The organism is Aeromonas sp. 55A, from assembly GCF_051919665.1.
GTDB lineage: Bacteria > Pseudomonadota > Gammaproteobacteria > Enterobacterales > Aeromonadaceae > Aeromonas > Aeromonas veronii.
Genome location: NZ_JBQBEH010000008.1, coordinates 2,407,531 through 2,429,929, shown reverse-complemented (window position 1 = coordinate 2,429,929; position 22,399 = coordinate 2,407,531). Strand labels below are relative to the sequence as shown.

Annotated in this window: 28 protein-coding genes; 3 read left to right on the top strand and 25 right to left on the bottom strand. The window is 53.2% G+C overall.

Annotated features, from left to right (window positions below; genetic code table 11):
- Positions 1-6 precede the first annotated feature (6 nt).
- Positions 7-303 (top strand): DNA-binding transcriptional regulator Fis, encoded by a 297-nt coding sequence (fis, locus tag ACTG2G_RS15360; RefSeq protein ID WP_005309538.1) that lies wholly within the window; start codon positions 7-9, stop codon positions 301-303.
- A gap of 250 nt (positions 304-553) precedes the next feature.
- Here fis and ACTG2G_RS15355 read toward each other — a convergent pair whose 3' ends face one another.
- Positions 554-3,406 carry a DEAD/DEAH box helicase gene (locus ACTG2G_RS15355; RefSeq protein WP_378008067.1) on the bottom strand — a complete coding sequence of 951 codons (2,853 nt, stop codon included), beginning with the start codon at positions 3,404-3,406 and terminating at the stop codon, positions 554-556.
- Between the two features lie 9 nt (positions 3,407-3,415).
- Positions 3,416-4,267 (bottom strand): DNA methyltransferase, encoded by an 852-nt coding sequence (locus ACTG2G_RS15350; protein WP_439985589.1) that lies wholly within the window; start codon positions 4,265-4,267, stop codon positions 3,416-3,418.
- Positions 4,268-4,543: 276 nt separating this feature from the next.
- Here ACTG2G_RS15350 and ACTG2G_RS15345 point away from each other — a divergent pair, with 276 nt between their 5' ends.
- Entirely contained in the window at positions 4,544-5,524 is a 981-nt protein-coding gene (locus tag ACTG2G_RS15345; RefSeq protein WP_232093577.1) for an IS5-like element IS5 family transposase, read from the top strand.
- Between the two features lie 96 nt (positions 5,525-5,620).
- On the opposite strand, the gene ACTG2G_RS15340 is transcribed toward ACTG2G_RS15345, so the two are convergent.
- From ACTG2G_RS15340 to ACTG2G_RS15245, 20 genes are all read right to left on the bottom strand, one after another.
- Positions 5,621-6,708 (bottom strand): IS3 family transposase gene (locus ACTG2G_RS15340; protein ID WP_157161627.1). Its coding sequence is split into 2 segments (ribosomal slippage): positions 5,621-6,456 and positions 6,456-6,708, totalling 1,089 coding nucleotides; the frame shifts between segments, so codons are not numbered across the junction.
- 49 nt (positions 6,709-6,757) lie between these two features.
- Positions 6,758-7,438 carry a site-specific DNA-methyltransferase gene (locus ACTG2G_RS15335; RefSeq protein WP_439985588.1) on the bottom strand — a complete coding sequence of 227 codons (681 nt, stop codon included), beginning with the start codon at positions 7,436-7,438 and terminating at the stop codon, positions 6,758-6,760.
- Positions 7,439-7,461: 23 nt separating this feature from the next.
- Entirely contained in the window at positions 7,462-8,106 is a 645-nt protein-coding gene (locus tag ACTG2G_RS15330) for a DUF4276 family protein (RefSeq protein ID WP_378008069.1), read from the bottom strand.
- The gene (locus ACTG2G_RS15325; RefSeq protein ID WP_198089378.1) at positions 8,103-9,236 is read right to left on the bottom strand and encodes an AAA family ATPase; all 1,134 of its coding nucleotides are present in this window, start codon (positions 9,234-9,236) and stop codon (positions 8,103-8,105) included. Before ACTG2G_RS15325 ends, ACTG2G_RS15330 begins: the two co-directional genes overlap by 4 nt.
- Positions 9,233-12,088 (bottom strand): SNF2-related protein, encoded by a 2,856-nt coding sequence (locus tag ACTG2G_RS15320; protein WP_439985587.1) that lies wholly within the window; start codon positions 12,086-12,088, stop codon positions 9,233-9,235. Before ACTG2G_RS15320 ends, ACTG2G_RS15325 begins: the two co-directional genes overlap by 4 nt.
- Positions 12,085-12,279, bottom strand: a complete 195-nt coding sequence (locus tag ACTG2G_RS15315; RefSeq protein WP_439985903.1) for a CopG family transcriptional regulator — start codon at positions 12,277-12,279, stop codon at positions 12,085-12,087. Before ACTG2G_RS15315 ends, ACTG2G_RS15320 begins: the two co-directional genes overlap by 4 nt.
- 241 nt (positions 12,280-12,520) lie before the next feature.
- On the bottom strand, positions 12,521-12,937 hold the full coding sequence (locus ACTG2G_RS15310; protein WP_084202228.1) for a type IV toxin-antitoxin system YeeU family antitoxin: 417 nt from the start codon (positions 12,935-12,937) through the stop codon (positions 12,521-12,523).
- Positions 12,938-12,939: 2 nt separating this feature from the next.
- Positions 12,940-13,254 (bottom strand): hypothetical protein, encoded by a 315-nt coding sequence (locus tag ACTG2G_RS15305; protein ID WP_042010380.1) that lies wholly within the window; start codon positions 13,252-13,254, stop codon positions 12,940-12,942.
- 83 nt (positions 13,255-13,337) lie between these two features.
- Positions 13,338-13,694 (bottom strand): hypothetical protein, encoded by a 357-nt coding sequence (locus ACTG2G_RS15300; RefSeq protein WP_164537321.1) that lies wholly within the window; start codon positions 13,692-13,694, stop codon positions 13,338-13,340.
- Between the two features lies 1 nt (position 13,695).
- Positions 13,696-14,238, bottom strand: coding sequence for a hypothetical protein (locus ACTG2G_RS15295; protein ID WP_264818366.1), 543 nt, complete (start codon positions 14,236-14,238; stop codon positions 13,696-13,698).
- A 78-nt stretch (positions 14,239-14,316) separates the two neighbouring features.
- A complete protein-coding gene (locus ACTG2G_RS15290) occupies positions 14,317-14,679 on the bottom strand; it encodes a hypothetical protein (RefSeq protein ID WP_016349976.1) in 363 nt (120 codons plus the stop codon).
- Positions 14,676-14,891 (bottom strand): hypothetical protein, encoded by a 216-nt coding sequence (locus ACTG2G_RS15285; RefSeq protein ID WP_016349977.1) that lies wholly within the window; start codon positions 14,889-14,891, stop codon positions 14,676-14,678. The genes ACTG2G_RS15290 and ACTG2G_RS15285 overlap by 4 nt, the downstream gene beginning before the upstream one ends.
- Positions 14,891-15,385 carry a hypothetical protein gene (locus tag ACTG2G_RS15280; RefSeq protein ID WP_016349978.1) on the bottom strand — a complete coding sequence of 165 codons (495 nt, stop codon included), beginning with the start codon at positions 15,383-15,385 and terminating at the stop codon, positions 14,891-14,893. Before ACTG2G_RS15280 ends, ACTG2G_RS15285 begins: the two co-directional genes overlap by 1 nt.
- A gap of 148 nt (positions 15,386-15,533) precedes the next feature.
- Positions 15,534-15,872 (bottom strand): hypothetical protein, encoded by a 339-nt coding sequence (locus ACTG2G_RS15275; protein ID WP_257707733.1) that lies wholly within the window; start codon positions 15,870-15,872, stop codon positions 15,534-15,536.
- A 2-nt stretch (positions 15,873-15,874) separates the two neighbouring features.
- Positions 15,875-16,372 (bottom strand): RadC family protein, encoded by a 498-nt coding sequence (gene radC, locus ACTG2G_RS15270; protein WP_257707730.1) that lies wholly within the window; start codon positions 16,370-16,372, stop codon positions 15,875-15,877.
- 90 nt (positions 16,373-16,462) lie between these two features.
- Entirely contained in the window at positions 16,463-16,765 is a 303-nt protein-coding gene (locus ACTG2G_RS15265) for a hypothetical protein (protein WP_257707731.1), read from the bottom strand.
- The gene (locus ACTG2G_RS15260; protein ID WP_257707732.1) at positions 16,740-17,168 is read right to left on the bottom strand and encodes a hypothetical protein; all 429 of its coding nucleotides are present in this window, start codon (positions 17,166-17,168) and stop codon (positions 16,740-16,742) included. Before ACTG2G_RS15260 ends, ACTG2G_RS15265 begins: the two co-directional genes overlap by 26 nt.
- A 10-nt stretch (positions 17,169-17,178) precedes the next feature.
- On the bottom strand, positions 17,179-17,604 hold the full coding sequence (locus ACTG2G_RS15255) for a DUF2787 family protein (RefSeq protein WP_270793580.1): 426 nt from the start codon (positions 17,602-17,604) through the stop codon (positions 17,179-17,181).
- An 86-nt stretch (positions 17,605-17,690) separates the two neighbouring features.
- Positions 17,691-18,137: a hypothetical protein gene (locus ACTG2G_RS15250; RefSeq protein WP_257707826.1), complete on the bottom strand. Its 447-nt coding sequence runs from the start codon at positions 18,135-18,137 to the stop codon at positions 17,691-17,693.
- A 51-nt stretch (positions 18,138-18,188) separates the two neighbouring features.
- Positions 18,189-18,980, bottom strand: coding sequence for a hypothetical protein (locus ACTG2G_RS15245; protein WP_257707825.1), 792 nt, complete (start codon positions 18,978-18,980; stop codon positions 18,189-18,191).
- Positions 18,981-19,127: 147 nt separating this feature from the next.
- Between ACTG2G_RS15245 and ACTG2G_RS15240 the strand changes: the two genes are divergently transcribed.
- Positions 19,128-19,472, top strand: a complete 345-nt coding sequence (locus ACTG2G_RS15240) for a helix-turn-helix domain-containing protein (protein WP_216955735.1) — start codon at positions 19,128-19,130, stop codon at positions 19,470-19,472.
- Here the strand turns inward: ACTG2G_RS15240 and ACTG2G_RS15235 are convergent.
- The 3 genes from ACTG2G_RS15235 to galK form a co-directional block, all read right to left on the bottom strand.
- Complete coding sequence (locus ACTG2G_RS15235; RefSeq protein WP_252423559.1) at positions 19,461-20,030, bottom strand: lecithin retinol acyltransferase family protein; 570 nt, start codon at positions 20,028-20,030, stop codon at positions 19,461-19,463. The genes ACTG2G_RS15240 and ACTG2G_RS15235 overlap by 12 nt on opposite strands.
- Before the next feature lie 11 nt (positions 20,031-20,041).
- Entirely contained in the window at positions 20,042-20,992 is a 951-nt protein-coding gene (locus tag ACTG2G_RS15230; RefSeq protein ID WP_439985586.1) for a DUF932 domain-containing protein, read from the bottom strand.
- A gap of 241 nt (positions 20,993-21,233) precedes the next feature.
- A complete protein-coding gene (gene galK, locus ACTG2G_RS15225) occupies positions 21,234-22,391 on the bottom strand; it encodes a galactokinase (protein WP_338453933.1) in 1,158 nt (385 codons plus the stop codon).
- Positions 22,392-22,399 lie beyond the last annotated feature (8 nt).

The window sequence follows — 22,399 nt, the reverse complement described above, 5'->3', positions numbered from 1 at the left end:
CCGAATATGTTCGAACAAACCCTGACTTCTGATGCATTGGTAACAACTACTCACAATCACGCTGCCGAGCCGACCCAGCGCCCCCTGCGTGACTCTGTGCAACAGGCCCTGCGTAACTACCTGGCCCAGTTGAACGGTCAGGAAGTGATTGATCTGTACGATATGGTTCTCTCCGAAGTCGAAGCGCCGATGCTGGACGTGATCATGCAGTACACCCGTGGTAACCAGACTCGCGCTGCCGTGATGATGGGTATCAACCGTGGCACCCTGCGCAAGAAGCTCAAGCGTTACGGTATGAACTAAGCCATAACAACTAAGCTATTGAAAATAAAAGCACTTTCATTTTAATGAAAGTGCTTTTTTAGTTTTGAACCCACATTTGAACCCACACGTGTAGAGCTAGGCATCTATGTTGACCACCCCTTTAAGGTCGTACTGATTACTGTCTTTGAGCCATAGCCTCAAGTCCTCCTGATTTTTTGGCCACTCCATAGAACAGCAGAGGGCTAAAAAGCCCTCTGCTGCTGTTTCTGTTTAGCTTTACGAGTCTCGGTTAACTCGTCACCTCATGCTCTTGCATCAAACCCGCAATGCTCCGACCCAACTCGATATCGTCATGGGGGATCAGCAAGTAACGCCATTGCTTGCCAGAATGCTGGCTTGCATGCTCATTAGCGTACTTACACCAACGAACTGCAGCCCGAGCTTTCGCTTGCACATCTGGGGTTGATACCTCGATTGCCTTTTTGGGCTCGATCAGCAAGCAGGAGTCTTTAGTCTCCACCACAAAATCAGGCTCATAGTTCTGCCCATTGGCATATTCGATCCGGAACTGCCCGTGGGCAGGCTTCATCCACTTGAGCACGCTTGCATCCCCTTCGAGGATCTGCGCCAAGCGCCACTCCCCATCGACAGAATCAAACTTTTGGTACGGATAACAGCATTTGCTAAAGCCAGTGAACAGCATCTGGCGAACCCTGCTCTTCTCTCCTGCCTGGATGGGAGAGCGGAAGTCACGAGGCTGTTCGTTATGGGCATAGTTGAAGGTGGCTGGCCGTAATACATCAAACCCTTTAGTAACGTGGCCAATGTAATCGGTTGGTGTCGTCCACATATGCTGTTTCATCTGCACCCAGATAAAGTCTGCCAGTTGCCGCCCCTGTGTTTTGAGCAGAACCTCTACCTCTTCATCATTCAGGTAGGTTTGCAAATGTGCAACCATTTGCCCTGCAAGGCGGTAAAGCAATCCCGCATGCTCGTCATAGTCAATTTCGTCATGATCGAAGAGATAATGAACCAGGTAGTTTTCCAGCCGCTCCTCTGACATGCCGCTTTGCGCCCAACTGATGGTGCTGGAGCTGTTGTCCTGCAGATTTTGCAGCAGAATCTCCTGACTACTTGGCCGCATCGCAATGCTGTCTAACCGACCCAACTCAAACTCTGCAAAACCATAGTTCACATCACGGGTCGGCAGGATCACGATCTGGGGAATGTCGATAGTGTGTTCTGCTACTTTTTCAGAAATCTGGCCAACTAACTTCGCAATACTCTTCTCATCCAACTCACGCGGAGCAATTGGAGCAGGGGAAGACATACCGGTCAGCTCTGGTTGAATGGCTGGGCTGGAGATAGGTGGTGATATCTCCTTCATTACCTGCTGAACCTTGCGGGTAACGCTTTGTAGCACTTCAGGTGTCATCAACTCTTTGCTGCTTCCAAGACGCTTGGCTTCATCGCTGATGATCCTGACAGTGATCTCGGCAACTTGCCGCTGAGCCTCAGTTGCGAGAACCGGTGGGAGATTAGCTGTGTGTGTACTGCTGCCCTGGTATGGTGGAGCAAAGCCCTCCTTGACTTGATGGCCCTGACCATCAGTAGGAGTTAGTCCCAGCAGCGTATCGGCCTGCGATGGCACGATCACTTGATTCGGCTTATGTTCCGGGATCCCGTCATCGTCATCATCAGCCCCGATGAAGAGTGTTTTCTTGATGATGGAGTCTTCCTGGTTGGAACGGTCAATGATCTCTTGAAACCGGTCATGGGCAATGATCGTCAAACGATCCACGGCCTCGACCCCTGTACGTTTCCCATAGGGCAGGCGCAAACCCCGGCCAATGGTCTGCTCGGTCAGGATCTCGGAAGCAGACGCACGCAGCGGTACTATGGTGTAGAGGTTGGTGACATCCCAACCTTCTTTGAGCTTGTTAACGTGGATGACAATCTCGGTGTCTTTGTCATGCTCAACCGCCAACAGGCGTTGGGTGTTTTCGTCAGACTCTTGGCCAGTTTGGTTAGAGTGGACGGTAATCACCTTACCCTTATAGGCACCATTGAAGAATTCGCTATCTTCTATACGGGCCTTGATGGCTTCGGCGTGGGTGGTATCTTGCGCCACCACCAGCATAAAAGGCTTAACCAATGGCCTACCGGTATTGTTGGCATAGCTGGCCAACTCGGTTTTGACGTATTCATGATGGTGGATACCATCTTCCAGCTTGATGGTTTCAAGCTGCTGTTCGCTGTAACTACTGGCTTTGAAGTCTTTGCGGGTAGCCACTGCCGGAGTCTTGATGTAACCATCATTGAGGGCTCGGGCAAGCGGATAGTGAAACACGATATTCTTGAAATCTCGTGGCTTGGCCCCAGTGGTTTTCGGCGTTGCCGTCAACTCGATGCCCAACACAGGCTTAAGGTCGTTGATTGCGGTTGCACCAGAGTCTGCGTAGTAACGGTGGGCCTCGTCCATCAAGACCACCAGATCAGGCAAGTCGGCCAGATAGTTGAAGTAGGAGTCCCCGATATACTCCTGCAGACGGCGTACTTTCGCCTGCTTGGACTTCTCGGCTCCCTTCTTGTTATCCAGAGCATTGATCTTGGAAACATTAAAAATGTTGATATGCGGCGCGGTCTCGGCAGCAAACAAATCACCCGTGGCACTCATCGTCTGAACCTGATCCAGACGAACCCCACGCCCCTCCTGATAGTCATCACCGGTGATCAATACCGGCGGTGTCTGAGCCAATTCGGGGATGCCTTGGAACACATACTTGGGCGAGCCGGGCAGAAAATCCTGCTTCAGTTTTTCATAGATTGTCAGGTTAGGAGCCAAGACAAAGAAATGCTGGCTACGCCCGGTCAGATAGAGCCATGCAATCATGGCTCCCATCAGGCGGGTCTTACCGACACCGGTTGCCAGAGCAAAGCAGAGCGAAGGGAAGTCTCGCTCAAAACTCTTGAATGGCAGCTTCTCGGCTTTGAGGAGATCAATCCAGTGCTGTAAATCAGGCTCTTTCTCCAGCTTCAGCTGTTCTAACAAGCGGCAGAGGATCGCAAGCGATTCACTCTGCGGCTTGCGCAGGGAAAGGCGCGCACCGATCTGGTTGGCGATAGTGGTCCCGTTGCTCATCTGTTTTCCTTATTCTTCGCTGTAATCATCAGCCCACTCTTCGTCCTGCTCTTCTGGCAGCACATTGAGGGTGAAGCTGTAGTCATCATGATCCCACTCACATTTATTCAGAATGACTTTGGGGATTTTCTTCAGCGTCAAATTCGGGAAGTCGGCGCCATCCATCATAAACGCCTTACAACAGATCAACAGGGTACGCTCATTCCCCACTTCCTCGCTGATCCGCTTGAGCTGGTCATAGGCCAGTGAACCGGTGGTCACGTAGATATGATCCGTTTCAGTGCTGTAACCATGATTCCAGAACTGGGTTTGGCTTGGTGCATAGGTAAAGCCCATATGCTTGCACACGGCCTCGGCTAGCATCTCGGCGTTATATTCCTTGTTGATCACCCAGTTACCCCAGTCATCTTTTTTCAATAGAGAGGGGGCCAAGCGAAGATATCTGAAACCACCGCCACCTTGCCAGTTTACTGCTTTGGAAATACCACCTTGATCTTCCCCATCAATCACCTTCTTCAGACGTGGAACGATATGGGTGTGGCAATGCTCACCCAGCTCAACCATTATCCAGCGGCGGCCCATTTTATGGGCTACAGCCCCCGTCGTGCCTGAACCAGAGAATGAATCAAGAACGATATCCCCTGGCTTAGTTGCGATATGGATTACCCTTTGCAATAACGCTTCCGGCTTGGGTGTATCGAATGATGCATCTCCGGGGAACAACTTTCTCATCTCATTTTTTGATGTTCTGTTGCTACCGACATCATCTTTCCCCCAAATCGTTCTAGGAACTAATTCGGATACCTCAGATAAATAGCGTTTTATGCTTGGTCTTGCTGACCCATTAGGTCCCCACCACACTCTACCATCGCTATCAAGATCACGTAACTTCTCCTCAGATATGCGCCAATATCTACCCGGTGGAGGAGAGAACTCACGCCCTGTTGGACCTATTACAGAATACAAGCCTTTAGAATAAGGCTTGTTTGCATATGGGTCGCCTGGTAACCAAGGACCTCTTGGATCTTTGTCCTGATTAGTATAAATAGAATTAGCCTCATCAGTTTAGGGAAGGTGCGAACAAGTCCCTGATATGAGATCATGTTTGTCATCTGGAGCCATGGAACAGGGTTCATCATGAGTCATCAGCTCACCTTCGCCGACAGTGAATTCAGCAGTAAGCGCCGTCAGACCAGAAAAGAGATTTTCTTGTCCCGCATGGAGCAGATTCTACCATGGCAAAACATGGTGGAAGTCATCGAGCCGTTTTACCCCAAGGCTGGTAATGGCCGGCGACCTTATCCGCTGGAAACCATGCTACGCATTCACTGCATGCAGCATTGGTACAACCTGAGCGATGGCGCGATGGAAGATGCTCTGTACGAAATCGCCTCCATGCGTCTGTTTGCCCGGTTATCCCTGGATAGCGCCTTGCCGGACCGCACCACCATCATGAATTTCCGCCACCTGCTGGAGCAGCATCAACTGGCCCGCCAATTGTTCAAGACCATCAATCGCTGGCTGGCCGAAGCAGGCGTCATGATGACCCAAGGCACCTTGGTCGATGCCACCATCATTGAGGCACCCAGCTCGACCAAGAACAAAGAGCAGCAACGCGATCCGGAGATGCATCAGACCAAGAAAGGCAATCAGTGGCACTTTGGCATGAAGGCCCACATTGGTGTCGATGCCAAGAGTGGCATGACCCACAGCCTAGTCACCACCGCGGCCAACGAGCATGACCTCAATCAGCTGGGTAATCTGCTGCATGGAGAGGAGCAATTTGTCTCAGCCGATGCCGGCTACCAAGGGGCGCCACAGCGCAAGGAGCTGGCCGAGGTGGATGTGGACTGGCTGATCGCCGAGCGCCCCGGCAAGGTAAGAACCTTGAAACAGCATCCACGCAAGAACAAAACGGCCATCAACATCGAATACATGAAAGCCAGCATCCGGGCCAAGGTGGAGCACCCATTTCGCATCATCAAGCGACAGTTCGGCTTCGTGAAAGCCAGATACAAGGGGTTGCTGAAAAACGATAACCAACTGGCGATGTTATTCACGCTGGCCAACCTGTTTCGGGCGGACCAAATGATACGTCAGTGGGAGAGATCTCACTAAAAACTGGGAATAACGCCTTAAATGGCGAAGAAACGGTCTAAATAGGCTGATTCAAGGGGTATTCCCCCCATTCTTAGGGGCACTCAAAAGTAGAGGTCATGCGGCCTGCATTAGGCGCTGTTTTGGTGTGTAGCCACCCAGCGCCATATTGGGCCGCTCATGGTTATACGTCCACAACCAGTTTGTGGCAAATGCCTGCAATTCATTCAGTGACTCAAACAGGTAATGACCCAGCCAGTCGTAACGTACCGTGCGGTTAAACCGCTCGATATACGCGTTCTGTTGGGGATTGCCCGGCTGGATATACCGTAGCGCTATCCCTTCCTGCTGAGCCCAGCGCTTGAGCTCCTCGCTGATATATTCCGGGCCATTATCGCAGCGGATCTCCACCGGCTTTCCCCGCCACGCGATCACTTGCTCCAGCGCCCGTTTGACCCGTGTGGCAGGCAAGGAGAAATCCACCTCGATGCACAGTGCTTCGCGGTTGAAGTCGTCGATCACATTAAACAGCCGCACCGAACGGCCATCACCGAGCTGGTCATGCATGAAGTCCATCGACCAGCAGTGATTGGGTTTTTCAGGGACCGCCAGCGGCTCCGGTTTGGCCCGTACCAGCCGTTTTCGCGGCTTTATCCTCAGATTAAGTTCAAGGGCGCGATAAATCCGGTACACCCGCTTGTGGTTCCAGCCAAAGCCTTTGACGTTACGCAGGTACAGAAAGCACAGTCCAAAACCCCAATTACGCTGATTAGCGGTGAGGCGCAGCAGCCAATCGGCAATCTCCTGATTTTCATCGGCCAGCACCGGCTGATAGCGATAGCAGCCCTCACTGACCTTGAACACCTGGCAAGCCCGGCGGATGGAGATGGCGTAATCCGCTACGGCCCTGGTTGCCATCTCCCGGCGGGCAGATGGCGTCACCACTTTTTTGCCATGGCCTCAGCGATGATCTCGGCTTTGAGGCGCTCCTCGGCGTACATCTTCTTGAGGCGGCGGTTCTCGTCCTCCAGCTCTTTGAGGCGAGCCATGAGGGAGGCATCCATTCCGCCGTATTTAGAGCGCCACTTGTAGAAGGTGGCGGAGCTGATGCCATGTTCGCGGCAGAGCTCTGGAACGGGGGAGCCAGCCTCGGCCTGGTTAAGAATGGCGATGATCTGGGCATCGCTGAAGCGTGATGTTTTCATGTAGAACCTCCGGGTATCAAGGTACGGGAAAATTCTACTTATGAGCACCTCAGTTTTTCGGGGGGATTACCAAGGCATTTACGGGAGAAAAAATCGGCTCAAACATGAAGAAATGAAATGACTGCGTCAGCCGAGAAGAATTTCCCCGCTTATTCGCACCTTCCCTAGGTAATTTATGTGGTTTCCACGAAGGAACTTTTGAGTAGATCAGCATGTAATCATGGTCTGACGAAAATTGCCTAGCTGAATTTCTCGGCGAGTCAGCTTTTTCCCATATGACCGATGTTACATAATTTTCCCTGCCAAACACCTCATCACAAAGTACCTTGAGATAATGTGATTCATTATCGTCAATAGTAATCCAGATTGAGCCATCGTCGCTCATTAGAGTACGCAACAATTCCAGGCGGTCCCGCATCATGGTAAGCCACATGGAGTGCTCTAGTCCATCGTCATAATGCGTAAACGCACTACCGGTGTTATATGGCGGGTCGATAAAGATACATTTCACCTTACCAGCGTATTGTTGCTCCAGCGCTTTAAGTGCCAGTAGATTATCACCATGGATTAATAGGTTGTCATTGAATGCTCTATTGACATCAGTCTCACTGTTAGTAGCGGTCGACGGGGCCTGATATGAGAGGTTCTTATCTTCAAGAAGAATGCGCGGCTCAAGGCGTGGTCGTTTATCCTTGCCAATCCAGGTAAGTTCAAGTCTTTGCTTGTTCATAGTGATTCTAATTCCAATGGAAATTAACGGGGCAACGCCAGCAGGCGCTCAATCCAGAGATTAAAATGCGGACACTGGGCACGGATCGTGTCCAAGCCGATATCTTCAGCAATCAAGGGGCCATGCAGTGTTTTTTTATAGTTCGGCACGAGTGCGAGGATCCGCTTGGAAGGCGCAGTTTGCGGGCTGTTATTGATATGCTCTGGCGACTCAAACGCCGCCCTAATGGCTTCCAGCTCTGCAACTGGCTCACCATCATCCAACCACTCGGCAAACTTGGCGGGTGCAGAAAAGAGCAGTGCTTCGAATTCATGCAATAGCAGATTAGGAATAAAGTTGGGTTCGCCGATATCCTGTTGTATCGCCTGCTCCATCTGCAACACACGTTGATGGGCATCCTGCGCTTGGTTACCGAATGCAGGAAAGTCAGTGGGCAAACCGTAGTAATCGATCAAGGTGGTGACATAGGCCCCTTGATCTTGTCGACACAAACGGGTGACTTGATGTTTTACCTTGCCATAGCTGACAATCCCCCCCTTATGTCCAGGGCTGGTCTGCGCCAGAATTGGCTTGAGATAAATACCCTGCATCGCAAAATAAGGATCTAGCAGATCACGCACAAAGGTTTCTTCGGTCTGCCCTTCTACAAAGACCAAAACTCGGCTCATGATTGTGGTCTCCCGCCCAGCAGGTTTTTCTGCCACAGATCGCCGAGGCTGTAATCTTCCAACCACTCGCTTAATGACGCCTCCTCCAGGCGTTTGAAGGTAGAGGCACCGTTCTGCTTATCCACGACGATCAAATCTTCAACATCAAACTGGTTAACTAGCTCGACGGATTGTGTCGAAATAATCAGCTGATGCTCATGACTGGCGTTTTTTATCAATTCAGCCAATACGTTGATCGCATAAGGGTGTAACCCCAACTCGGGCTCATCCACGATAATGGCACTGGGCATAAACTCTTCCGGCTGCAGCAGCACTGTGGCTAGCAGGATAAAGCGCAGGGTGCCATCCGACAGCTCACTGGCTTTGAACGGAATATCGTGATCCCTCTCGGTCCATTCAAGCTGAATGCTGTCTTGGTTATCTGGCGTAGCTCGCAGGTAAAAGTCACCAAAATAGGGGGCCACCATGCGGATAGTACGTATTATCCGCTTGTAGTGGCTAGGGTGATTTTTTTGTACCCGGAACAAAAAGGCTGCCAGATTAGATCCGTCCTCACGCAGATAATCATTATCGTTGATACGGTGGATCTGCTTGACCTTGGCACTTTCGCTGGTGTCATGGAAGTGGTAGACACGCCAGCGGCGCATAATAACTTGCATTTTTGGGGTAAGAGTGTCAGCGATTGACTCAAAATGACCTGCACTATAGTTTTTATTACACCCTTTTGTGGCCTGAATCATCTTGCCATTTGATAGTGTTATATCAATTTTTTTATCATCCCCCTCTGATGAGGCCTCACTTTTAAATATTAATCTGTTGTCATTAGTTGGCTCTAATGAAAAGCAATATTCATCCTTACCGAGCGAGACAACCCCAGCGATAGCTGCAGTTTGTTTACGGCCGTAATGTAACAGAATGTCTGGCCCGCCAGCTTTGCCAACTAATAGTTGTAGTCGCCTATCTAGCAGAGCTGCGATGAATTTGAAAAAACTTATAAAGTTTGATTTACCTGCACCATTGGCACCGATTAGTACATTCAAACTGCCCATTTTAAGGTCACAATGAGCAATCGATTTATAGCCATCAATCACTATGCGGCTCAACTGGTCACTACTGGTCACATCCTTCATGCTGCAGCCTCACATTTACTAGCAATTACCTGCCATGTTACCGCAAAGAGTTCAGTTACGCGGGTTTCGGTAGCCAGGCGTGCCTCAACCTCTTCCAACAGGCGATCCTCCTCCTGTTCAATCAGTTTCTTCTCTTCGTAATAATGCAGCATGGCGTTGTCTCGTTCTCTCTCTAACTGCTTAAGGGCTCTCTTGGCCTCCATCTTCTCCTGCAAGGAGGTCAGCTGCCGGGATGCCTTGCGTGCTTCCTTGATCTCTAGATCCAGCTGTTTGATACGCAGATCCAGAGCAATGCGTTTGTCTTCTGACCAGCGTTCCAGCTTCTCTACTTCCTCGCCATAGTAGGTTTCGTTATCCCGTTCAACCTCACGCTGGAAATCCCCCAGCAGTGTTTGCTGCAGGTCTAACAGGGCTGATACATCGGGCTCTGGAATGACGAGTGGAGCTTGTGTTAACGGGAGTTGTAACAGCCGTTCGACCGTCTCGGCATGTAACTGCTCGCCATGATGGTTAGTGGCTAGCAGCAGCAATTGTTCACGTCGCTGCGCCTCTGACTCAATGCTCACCTTGATGACTTTGAGCAAACCGCTATTACCTATCTGCCCCTTCACATCAACCCATTGCCCTTGCTCCGGCGAGCATTCATAAACAAACTGGAGTGCAACAGGTGGCAATTGAGCGGTCTTGGCTTGCTCGATCAATGCAGCACCCAGACCATCGTGGGGGCGGAAAAACTCACCTTCCCCAATTTCTGCATTCTGCCAGTTCAGATTGTACTTGTTCCCTAGCCAGACAAAACCATCCATAGACTCACTAAAGTCACCATTCCCCTGTAAGGTCATACGTGCCAGCAACAACATCTTTTGCTGATAAGCCGTCAATTCCGCTGTTGTCTTGCCGCGACGAAGGTTAAGGCGGCGGACGACATCTGCATCGAAGTGTTCGAAGAGTGAGCGCCGAGTGTCGCTATTTTTGGCTTCCAGATGCTCCTTGAGTTCTTCTTGCAAAGCATTAAATTCAGACTCAATTTGCGCATCACTGCGACAACGCTGGTAGATATCATGGATCCGGCGCTCAATATCGACACCGGATTCGATAGAGCCCAGCACTTCATCCGAGGCACCAAAGACGCCCTCGAAGAGTTGGAATTTCTGGCTAAGCAGTTCAAATACGCGCTCATCGGCGCGGTTACCCTTGTTGATGAAATTGACCACGACCACGTCATTTTTCTGGCCATAGCGGTGAACGCGGCCAATGCGCTGCTCTACCCGCTGTGGATTCCATGGCAAGTCGTAATTGATCAGCAAAGAGCAGAACTGCAGGTTGATACCTTCCGCACCGGCTTCGGTACAGATCATCAAGGTGGCATCATCGCGGAATTTCTCAACCAGAGCGGCTTTCATGTCTGCTGTTTTGGAGCCAGAGACACGGCTTGAACCTCGATGACGTTCAAGCCAGTCCCGATAAATCTGTTTCGACACAGAATCACTGTTACTACCATTCAGCATCACGATTTGGCCGTCATAGCCCTGGGTGGCTAACATCTCTGCCAACCATGTTTGCGTCCGAACCGATTCGGTAAAAATCACCGCCTTGCGTGATCCACCTAGCTCAGCCGTTTTCTCAAATGCACGTTCGAGAACACGAACAAGCGCATCAGCTTTGGCATTGTTCGAAATACTACTGGCAAGGCCTTGAAAATCCTTAAGTAGATCAATTTCGGCCTGCAGGGCTTGCGGGTCGATCAGCTCCTCGTCACCAATCCCTTCTTCATCCTGAAGGTCAGAAAAATTCTCATAATCCTCCAAGGCATCAAGCAGGGGCAGCTTTTGTTCCAGCCGTGCAATCATGGTCTGTAAAGTACCTTGAATTGCATGTGAAGAGGACGCCAAAATTTTACGAATAACCAGCGTCACCAGATGCCTAGCGCCGCTTTTGATTGCCAGCAGATCTTCACGTTGCAGGTACTCGGATACCTGCCTGTACAATTGCTCTTCTTGCGCTGACGGTCGATAGTCTTCAGTCATGGAATAACGGCGAGTAAAGCTGATCCCGCCCTCTTCTTGGACCTGACGTCGGAGAGTGCGATTACAAACCTTGCTCAATCGAGTTCGCAGCATAGCCAGTTCAACCTGCTCAAGTTGCTGCCGACCATATCGAGCCTTAAACGAAGGTAAATCGCCAAAAAAGTACGGGTCTATGATGGATACAAGTCCATACAACTCCAGCATGCTGTTTTGTAATGGGGTGGCGGAAAGAAGGACCTTCTTTATGCCCATTAAGGCGTTATCAAGCACCTTGGCTGTTTTGGCCCCATCACTTTTATAGATATTGCGCAACTTATGCGCCTCATCCATGACCACCAGATCCCAAGGAACTCGCTGTAGCTCCAACTCTTTCCGAGCGGCAAACTCGTAGGAACAGATGCAGATTGCTGGCTGCCCAAAGGCACATTCCATATCAAACGGATTGGCGATCCCTGCCTTTTTCGCCTCATTGAAGGACTTGGCCTCCATGATGAAAGAGGGGAGAGAAAACTTCTCTTCGAGCTCCTGGCTCCACTGTTTGCGCAAAGTTGCAGGGGCGATCAAAAGCAACTTACGCCGATGTTCGGCCCATTTTTGCGCCAAAACCAAGCTGGCCTCGATCGTTTTTCCCAATCCAACCTCATCAGCCAGAATAACGCCATTAGACAAGGGGGATGCTAAGGAAAACATTGCCGCCTCGATCTGATGCGGGTTCATGTCCACCTTGGCGCCGGCCATCGTTTTGGTTAGCGATTCTTCCGCCTTACCCTCAAGGGTCAGGTTATGGGCAAGCCAGGCTTGTTGATGTGGTGAATAGAATGTCATTCCTGATTGCCTTCTTGCTGCGCAGTTTTTCGCTTGAGGGGATGGAAAAGCTCCTCGTTATGAACTGCCAGAAAATCCCCCACAGCTTGACGAATAAGCCATGAGATAGACACTTCATTGCTTTCAGCCATCCGTTGTAAGGACTCGAGCTGGGAATGAGATAAAGAGACAGTCGTTCTGACGGATTTCATAGCGCCTAAGTCACAAAGTGATGCGAGATGCATCACATTACATCACGGTGTCGCTCTGAATGACACTCCAGATAACAACTCCATGATCTTTATCGATAAAATTGGCTGAAGTGTAGCCAATCATCATTCCACAAAAATCCAATTGAGACACACCCATGAGCTATAAGGAGTTGCGCCCAGACGTTACGGGAAGGCCAACTAGTGACCTTCCCAACGATTTACAATCGTGCTGATATCAGAGTTAGCTCTGACTATCACTGACATCAGGGGTCGCCTCCATGCTCTTCGCAGAGTAAATACAGATATAGACATAGCCGTGGCTACCCAGGGTATCGGCTTCGCAAGTAAAGCCGCCGTGCTGGATAGTAATGCAGTGCTGGCGTTGGGCATCCAGTTCGCCGGTGAGCAGCTTGGCTTCCAGAGCCTTGATGATCTCCGGGAAAGCCAGGTCGAGATTGGCTATCTGCGCCTCACTCCATTCACCTATCAGACTGGCCCGATCGGATAGAAAATCGAGTCGGTAGCGACTCTGTATCAGACGAGCGCCAAAGCGTGGGGAGATATCACTAGGCAGACCCCAGCTGATGCTGGGAGGCAGCGTGACAGCTGGGACCTCAGGTTGCTGTGTGACAGGGCATGTGGGATCGGTTGTGGTCATGATTAGCGATACCTAAGTTGAATGTCGATGATGGTGCCAGGCACGTTGTGGCGCTGGCGTAGTCTGGTCAGGTGCTCAGGGAGCTCTGTCAGGCTTGCCAGTCGCCCCCGGTAGAGCCGTGAAAGATTGACGTAATCGGGATGGCTCACGGTGATGGTTACCTGATGCCCAGGCTGCCAGCGGCCAAATAGACGGGCTTTGGCCTCTTTGATGGTGGTGATGCCGGGAGCGGGTAACGTCTGCCGGTTACGCAGATGCAGTTTGTTAAGCTCGGGGGCATAGCGATGCACCTCGAGTCTGGTGATAAGACGGGTCATGTTCGGTGACTCCAATGATGCAAAGGGCCAGCCTGTGAGGGCTGGCCCTTTATGCTGTGTGTGGATGAGCGAGACGGTTGGCCTCAACGAGCGCAGTCAGCCGCCTCGTTGATAACCGGCTTGCAATCGAGTCGGTCCAGCAGGTGCCGCGAGCCGTACTGGGCTACCAGCCGGTCTATGGCCATCTGGGCGCAGACTGTTCTGCTGGGCTTATTCTCAGGTATTGCGTAACGAGCGGTGAGCCAGCCACCGAGCAGGGCGATGCGGTATCCGCTCGGGATGTGAGTGAGGGACGTTCCTATCCCCCTACCGTGAATGAGGAAAGGCACGGCCTGGCCGCCGATGCCGATATCGATGCGTTGGCCCTTAAGCTCAAAGGTGGTGATCTCGCCGGTTCGCGGATGTTTGCCGGGCACCTTGATGGTGATGTTCTTAGCCATTTCACACCTCCGGTTTGGCTTCAAAATGGTGGGTCACAATGCCAGCCTCTGGGTCGATGCTGATAAACTCCGGGGCTTGCGGGTGGTACTGGTAGAGCCGCGCCAGCTCGGTACGAAACGCCTCAACGTTCGGCGCAATCACATGGCTGGTATCTCCCTCGGCATAGGTAAAAGTCTCCAGCTTCTCGGTATTAATCCAGATACCGAAGTACCAGGCGTCTTCCTCGGTATCGTATTGCTGCCAACCTTGAGCCAGTAGCGTCCGGTCGTAGTAGTAGCGGTCAGCCTGATGGCTACCCCGGTCGATGCGGCAACCCGTCACAGTGAGCTCGAACGGGATACGCCCTGCTTTGTGAGCCTTCTTGACTCTGCGCAGCAGCTTGAGGGCTTTGGCTCTACTACGGCCATTACCGAGTGGTTGCGGCTGCCTGGCCCGCAATCCCAGGTGGGTCATTATCTTCGGCGCGGTGCTGTGGTTGAGCTGACCGATGGCAGTGGTGATCTGCCGAGCGGTCAGGGTCTTGTAATCACGCAGGTCGTGCATGGTTGGGTTCCTTAAAATGCAAACAGCCCCTCGGAGTGAGGGGCTGTATGGGGTCTTGTTTGTACTGGTGGCCGTGACTCAGGTATGACTACTCCAATCCGGCGTGTCGTTACTGCCGTGGTTGACGTAGGCCCCGACAATCACCCGTTGCCACTCGCCGACCGGCTGACCCGCTGCATTACAAGCACAGCGAAAGCGGGCGAAGTTAATCTCTCGTGGCAGGTGCTCACGCATATCCCGTGGACTGACAAAGAGCGTGGTCTTGTGCAACACAGGGTTGGGGGCCACCAGCGGGCCACCAATACGTCGCCCCTCTACATCGTGGGCATAGGCAAAGCCCGGCAGCATCAATTGCTGACTGATGAGCTTGGCAAGCCCTGAGTGAGCACACATGGCCTCCGCGACGGCGGCCTGGCTAAAGCTGTCATTGAACTCAATCATTGATGTTTCTCCTTTTCCTCCGGTGAACGGTAAGCAGCTGCCAGCAGCGCAAACTGTTCGACCAGATAGCTGATACTGATGCCCAGTTCATCGCTCACCCCATCCCCTAGACGGTGATGCAGGTGTGCCATGTCATCGGCGACACGTTGGGCTAGGTGGGCCATTGAACTCGGTGGCGAGCTTGCCACTGTCAGGGTGATGTAGAGATCCATCACATCTCTCCCCAGGGTGCTTGCTCCCACAGTGACAGCCGGGTCAGCACGTCTTGTGCGAGAGCCTGTTGCAACTGCTGTAGTACCTTCACAAGCCGAGGTGCCTGCTCAGGGCTCCCGGTCCATTCGCTCGATTGGTACAGGGCGCAGCAGGTGAACTTGTAGAGGGCCACCAGCTCGCTATCGGTGAGTGGAGCCTGGTGGTAACGGTGGGCAGGTTTAAGCGGACTCAGCTTGGTAGAGCGGTGCTGAAGTGGTTGATGACGCCCCAGCTGATAGCGATGCCAGACTGCCCGCCGGTTGGCGAGCATCATCAGTCGCACTAACCGATCTACCCGCCACGTCCAGGTACTGGTCGTGTCTGCTGGCGGCAGCCACCAGAGGGTGCGCAGTAGCTCCAGGGTGTAGTGCGGTGGCAACGGGCCATTGCAAAAGCGGTGTAACTGCACGGCAAAGGTCAGGTAGTCCTGGCGATCGATCATGAAGGCAGACATGGGCTAGCTCCTTGAAATGCAAAAGGCCACCTGCAGTGAGGTGGCCCTTTGGGTGATGTCGGGATATCCGGATCATGGTGTTGGCGCGGATGATCCGGGTGATCGGGTGGAAACGTGATCGGCATGTTATTGGGCGATCGACGGTTCGTTATTGGTGATCTTGGCATGTGTCGGGGTGAGCAGCATCAAACAGGATGGCGTAGAGCGCACAATCAATGCCGTTGACGGCGTCGTGGTGTGGGTAATAGGGCGGAGCGTCTCGGGAGCGCTCGAAGTAGTCGCCAAAGCAACTGAGGCATTCGCGTATCTCGACGGTGGAGCCCTGCAGCAACGCCGCGTCAAACTGCTTGGCATACACCGCGTCAGCACGAGCCTTGGTGACGGCCTTCTCCAACAACACCAGCGCCCCTTCGTTGCTGGCGGTGGTCAGGCTATGGCGCAGCTTGCCCAGCGTTTCTTCCAGAGAATAGGGGTTGGGTAATCGCATCGTCACATCATCCCCCGTTCGGCCAGTGACACCACCCCTTCGGTGCCGACCACCAGATGGTCAAGCAGACGGATATCCACCAGCATCAGCGCCTCACGTAACGATTTGGTCAGCGCAATGTCCGCCGAACTCGGCTCCGGGTTACCACTGGGATGATTGTGAACCACGATGATGGCACCACAATTCACCGCCAGACCGCGTTTGACCACCTCGCGGGGATAGACATTGGCACCGGCCAACGTGCCGCGAAACAGCTCTTCAAAGGCCAGCACCCGGTGCTGATTATCCAGCAAGAGCAGCCCGAACACCTCATGCTCACGCTCCTGCAGCAAGGTTTGCAACCGCTCTGCGGCCTCAGTGGTACTGGTAATGGCAGTCCCTTTGGCTAGACGCTTGCAGGCAATCTGGTTAGCGATGCGCAGCAGATCTTGCTCGGTCACCGGTTCGGTGACGACATAAGTGCCGGGGCATTCCCCGGCTTTGAGTTTGTGATAACGCATGGTGGTCTCCTGAAAAAGAAAACCCCGGCAGCGCGAGGCGTGCCGAGGTCAAATGGATGTATAGGGGTTGTTGGTTCAGATGAGGGGAGTTCAGTTGGCCGTCGTGATGGCTCCTGCTCTGACGGTGGGTTCACGCTTCACTGGCACTAGCGATTCGGGGACCAGTACGTTGAACGGGATAGCGAGCGCCACACTCAGCCGTTCTGCCAGTTCATAGGCAGGGCCGATGGTGTCGTAGTCAGCTACCCAGGTAGCCAGTGCCAGCCCACTGGTCTCTACCGCCCGTAGGTAGACGCTGTAGCCTTGAACTGTCAGGCCACTGTCGCGCACAACCTGCGTCTCGCCATCTCGATTAATCGCCTCAAGCTCAACGGCGATCGGTTGGTTGGGCATCGTGTGCCTCCTCTGGGGGTAAGGGATCACTCTCCACGCGATAGCCGTGATGAATGCAGGTACGCTGCAGGTCGGCCAGAAAGCTGCCCAGTACACGAGGCTGCTCAGAGAGCGGGACGGGGCCTGCTTGGCAGCGCCAGAAACACCGATGCTTGGGGTCCACGCAGATTTCATCCACGGGCTGGCTCATGGTGCGCCAGTCCTCGGCATTGGTGAGGGAGAGCAGTTGCCACTGCACGCCAGACCAGCGCATTTGTAAGGTGACTGTGCGGGCTGGTGGGCTATCCGGTGTCAGGTGCAGCAACCAGCGCTCGCCTTGGCGAGTTGGCTGTAGTTTGGCCTTGGCAGCAACCAGCCCCAGCCACTGGCGTGAGAAGTGGGAGAGCGGCAGTTCGTTAGTCATCACACACCTCCTAATCCCCACTGGCCGTGACGGTGAAATAGCCCAACTGGGCGTAGCTAATGAAATTGCTCTGCCACATCGCGAACAGTTCGCGAGCTTCCACGCTGGGCAGTGGTCCCCACCCTTGCAGATAGTGTTCGTCATCCAGGAAGTTGAAATCGAGCTCCTTGCAGAGCTCGGCATCCTGGCCCAGTCCCTGGTAGCTGAAGTCGGTGACGTAATCGAACAGCCAGCCATCAAGGCCGCGTATCAGACGTATCTCGACCGGGTGAGCCCCTCCCTGCTCGGGGCTGTAGGTGGGGCTGCGAAAGTTGAAGGTGAGTTGGGTCAGGCGCTCGAGGTTGAGGCCGATATTGGCAACCTCATGATTGAGTAACGTGAGCAGCGCTTGGGTAACGGGCAGGGCAAAGCCATCCCGGAAAAAGGGAATAGTCATAAGCGTTCCTTGTCATATATCCAATAAAACGAGGGAGGCATTAGCCTCCCTCTGGGTGTGGTTGAAATGGTGGGTGTAAGCCATCGTCACGGTGTGCCAAAGTCCGGTGATGACCCAGGCGCAATACAGTTGTTATCTGGCGAGCCAATGGCTGGCAGTACCTCTGCAAGGTGGCTGGTGGGCAAATCGATGGGGGGATTTGACGGCAGCAATAGCGCCACCGATGTTGCGTTGCGAAGTGTCTCCCAGAACGTGGAGAAGTCCCCTTGCCGGTAAGGGGCGTCGTAGCGTTGCCCGTCCACCAGCAAGGCTAAGGGGAGTCTGCTGTCGCTGCCATAATCGCGACCACCCACCGTCGCCAGCATGGTGAGCGGCGCATCATCCCGGCAGATGATAGTGAGCAGGGTGGTGCCTGCGAGGTTGATGGTGTAGTTCGCCTGCGTACCCGGCCCCCAACTGCTAGACCAGCTATTTTCCTCTGCCACGACACCACTGGTGGCAAGTGCCACCAGCAGCGCGATAACTCGGTTCATTGTAGTTACCTTTTAAAAATAACAGGGAGGCTGTTGCCTCCCTGGGTTGGGTTATTGATCAAACGACAGCGTCTGCTCACCTCCCAGGGTGGTCACTGTGACCTCGAGGGGGTTGCAGTCCTCCGGCAGCAGAGAGAGAGTTACTTTGCCGCCAAAGCCCATCCGAAATGGCAGCTTGGCTTTCGGATCGATCGTGCAACTGCCCCGGTTGATCTTGAGATCGGTGATCACCATCCGGTTACTGCGGCTGGTGATATCGAGCAGGTACTTGTTCCAGGTCGTCTTGCCGTAATAGGGATTACCGCGTTTTCTCAACTGTACATCGCCCTCCTTCAGCGGTTCGATGTTAGCTAGGTCTTCGTCGAGGACGGCGGCGTCATAGGTCTCTTGTGATTGGCAAGGAAAGCCTGGCGAGCCCAGCGCCGGTAGCGTGTTTGCAATGTTCCCAGTTGGGAACGAAAATTTGCGGCTGCCTTTTTCGCGTTGATATACGCCTAGTTCTTTCGCATTTCTCAGCGCGGTCCAGAGTTCCTCAAAACTTTTCTGGTCTTGAAGAACCCGGTGGCCAATGAAGATCTTGCCATCCACTTCAAAAACGAAATCACTTTGATAGTCCTGAGAGCCGTATTTTCCGACACTCATGATGTCCACATTGATGGTGGCGGGTTTGTTAGGGTGACAACGAATGGTGAATGAATCCGCCCGGTTATAGACACCATAGCTGTATCCCGTAGCAGCATTACCAAACTGCTTCCAGCCTGGGGCATCAGCGGCTGACTCACTGAGGGCATGTGCTTGCTGAGTGGCTGCCAGCATTACCAGCAATACCATGGATTTTTTCATGTTTGTTTCCTTCTAAAATGTCTTGATGTAATTCGACCCATTCGGTCCAGCCTCAACCAAATTCAACCATTAAGGGCGATCCTCATCGTTTTGAGTCCTTCATGTCAACAAGTCCGGGTGTCAACTTTAAAAGTTGAATCTGGAGGTGTGATGGATATCAATCAGGACGCGTTAGCCAAAGCAGTGGGCAGAGCTATTGCTTATCAACGTCAACAACAGGGAATGACCCAAGAGGAAGTCGCGGAACGACTGCAGATTGGGATGGAAGCGGTATCGCGCATGGAGCGTGGGATTGTGGTTCCGACTATCGTGCGACTGGCTGAGTTGGCACAAATATTTGGATGTGAGCTGACGGACTTGCTCCGTGAAACCAGTTCGCGGCCCCTTGAGCAAGCCGTCAGATTAGCTCACCAACTCGAGCAACTCACCGACGATGATCGTCAATGGGTCACTGATACCATGACGGCCCTGATGAGCCGCCTAATCCGTTAACCAGTTCCACAGCTTGTGGGCACCATAGGCAGCAGCCGCCCCGACGGCCAACGGCGCCCATGCTGGCGCAGTGGAAACCCCAACCAATGATGTCAGTGCCGCCGTGGTGGCACCACCTGCTACGGATGAGCTCAGGGAGGCGCCTGTTACCCCTGCGGTAGCCACTGAGGTCAGGTGTCCCAGTGAAGAACGCGCGACTTGAGCCGCCAGCAAAGTGACTGCGGCCTCCGTGACTTGAGCTGAGTGGTGCTGGTCTTTGATACACCACATCACGAAGTGCTCACAGTTGTTGAACAGCAGGTTATAACTGCGTTCGCCCAGACGGCTGTGCGCTCGGTTGACACTGTGATCCGGGCTAAGTCGCTGAGGATGGGTCCTGATAATAAAGTCCTTCTCCTGGCAAAACGCCCCTAACGTAGACATGACAACCTGACACGCGTCATGACCAGAAAACGGGCCCTGGTAGTGGATCACCCAATCGTCACCGGCGTAGATCCCGTGATGCTCATACCCGATGCGTGGGGAGATAAGGTGATCGCCATAGTGCAATGAAGACATGTTGCTCTCTCCTATTGCAGCAGGGTGATGGCTTGCGCCAAGGCACGGGATTTGAGTTGAGCCCCTTGGCCAAACCAGGCGGAATCCAGCCGATGATCCTGGCTGCGAGTACGGCGATGGTGATCGACATACTCGGTCACCGCATTGACCAATCCCCACGCGGTGTTGTGTGAACTGGCCAACTCTGCCCCCATCCCTGCCCCTTGATAGAGTTCATGTAAACGCTGTACTGGCCGGGTGAGCACAATGCTCTCTTCCTCCACAGGCTGTGCCAGCAGAACACTGAAATAGCGCAGTGCCTCTTGAGGTGCCACAGGTCGTTCGCTGAGCGCTTTAGCATGCTGACCGAAATGGTCCCACTGGCTTACCCCCAGCCCCAGAGCCTGTTTCACTGCTGTGGCATCAAACTGGGTTGAGTGGGGCACCTTGATGGCACCGGTCTGGTCTCCTACTGCAACCTGCAGAGTGTTGTTGCACACCACCCGCACCGAGGTGAATTGCGCCGTGGTGCAGAGCGTGCCATCACAGCTGGTTGCCAGCAGCAGATAGGACTTCACGAGGTCACCGCCTTTAAGTATCAAGTCCTGGCCGGTTTTGGCCAAGGCCCAGAGTTTGCGACCGCCTTTCAGCGAGCCTGCGGTCTCCAGCTCGAAACCGCTGGCTTCCACCAAATCTTGATAGAAATGCAGTACCTCATGGGGCTGTACCACGTTGTAGCGCTGTGAGACCACAGACAGCGGTGCCAGGGTATCGGAGCGGTAGAGCACTTTGCTGTCGGGGTAGGTGTGCAGGATGGGATTGTCGGGCGTGCCCTGATACAGTACATCGCTCTGCTCGATGGTCCACTCCATTCCGGCGGCCTGCAGCCAGACATCGAGGGACTGCTGTGGGGGTAGGGCATTACCGAGGCCATGCCAAGGTGTTTGGCCGGTGTAGGCCATGGAATCAATTAAATGAGCCATAGAGATCTCCAATGAAAAAGGGACTGCCGAAGCAGTCCCTGAGGTAGGTTCATGGAGATGATATATAACTGAGTTTTTTTCGATTGCACTGTGTACATATTAACCGTAACTGGCACTGAGAGCGTTGTTTACCTCAACTAAGGCGAACGTTCATCGGCTGCCACTTCAGGTATATCATGACAGTTTGGGCATATGCGTAGACATCAGTGCTGATCAATGACATTGGTGGGGCTGTGAAAGATCAGCAGGGGCCAGCTCCGGCGGAGGGCTTGCAGATATAGATGCTGGGCTGCAAACCACTGAGCAGAGGATAGCGGGCGTTGACTTGCTCGCATACGACTGGGGTCAGTCCGCGTGGCACCAGCGCAACAACACAACCACCAAACCCGCCACCAGTCATCCTCACTCCACCACGACTACCAATGATCTCTTTGATCATGTCGACCAGGGCGTCGATAGCAGGCACCGTGATGGCAAAATCATCACGCATTGAGGCATGTGACAGTGCCATTAATTCGGCCATCATGACCATGTCTTCACTGGCAAGCGCCTCTGCAGCCGCCAGAGTCCGTTCATTCTCGGAGATGACATGGCGTGCTCGACTCGCGACGACGGGGTCCAGTTCGTTGGCTCGTTCGTTGAACTGGTTCATCGTCAGGTCTCGCAATGCCTTGACTTCAAAATGTCGGGCAGCTTCTTCACACTGCGCCCTGCGAGTATTGTATTCGCTATCAACCAGACCCCGGCGTACGTTCGAGTTGATGATGACGACATCGATGTCGGCCGGAATGCTCACAGGGAGAGTTTCCAGGCTGCGACAATCGATCAACAGGGCATGTTCCTGCTGGCCTAAAGCGGAGATGAACTGATCCATGATGCCGCAGTTACAGCCGACGAACCTGTTCTCCGCTTGTTGCCCGTTCAGGGCGATATCTGCCTGGCTGATGTCGAGGTGATTCATCTCTTTGAAGACCTGCCCTACCGCCACTTCCAGAGAGGCTGAAGAGCTAAGACCTGCTCCCTGCGGTACATTGCCGCTGATCACTAAGTCTGCGCCGGATAGTTTAGCGCCTCGCAGCAGCAAATATTTGACGACGCCCCGCACATAGTTGGCCCACAGGTATTCCGGGCGCGGCTCTATGGGGTGGCTCAAGTCAAATTCATCTAGCTGGTTATGATAGTCGGCAGCGATCACCCTGATCAGGCTGTCCTGACGTGGGGCCGCACTGATCACCGTCTGATAATCAATGGCACAGGGGAGCACGAAGCCGTCGTTGTAATCCGTGTGTTCCCCGATGAGATTGACACGTCCAGGTGCTTGAATGGCGAGGGTAGGGTGATAACCATACTGGGTGTAAAAGGTGCGTTCAGTCACGCTCCGTGGTGATTCAATACTCATATCTTAAC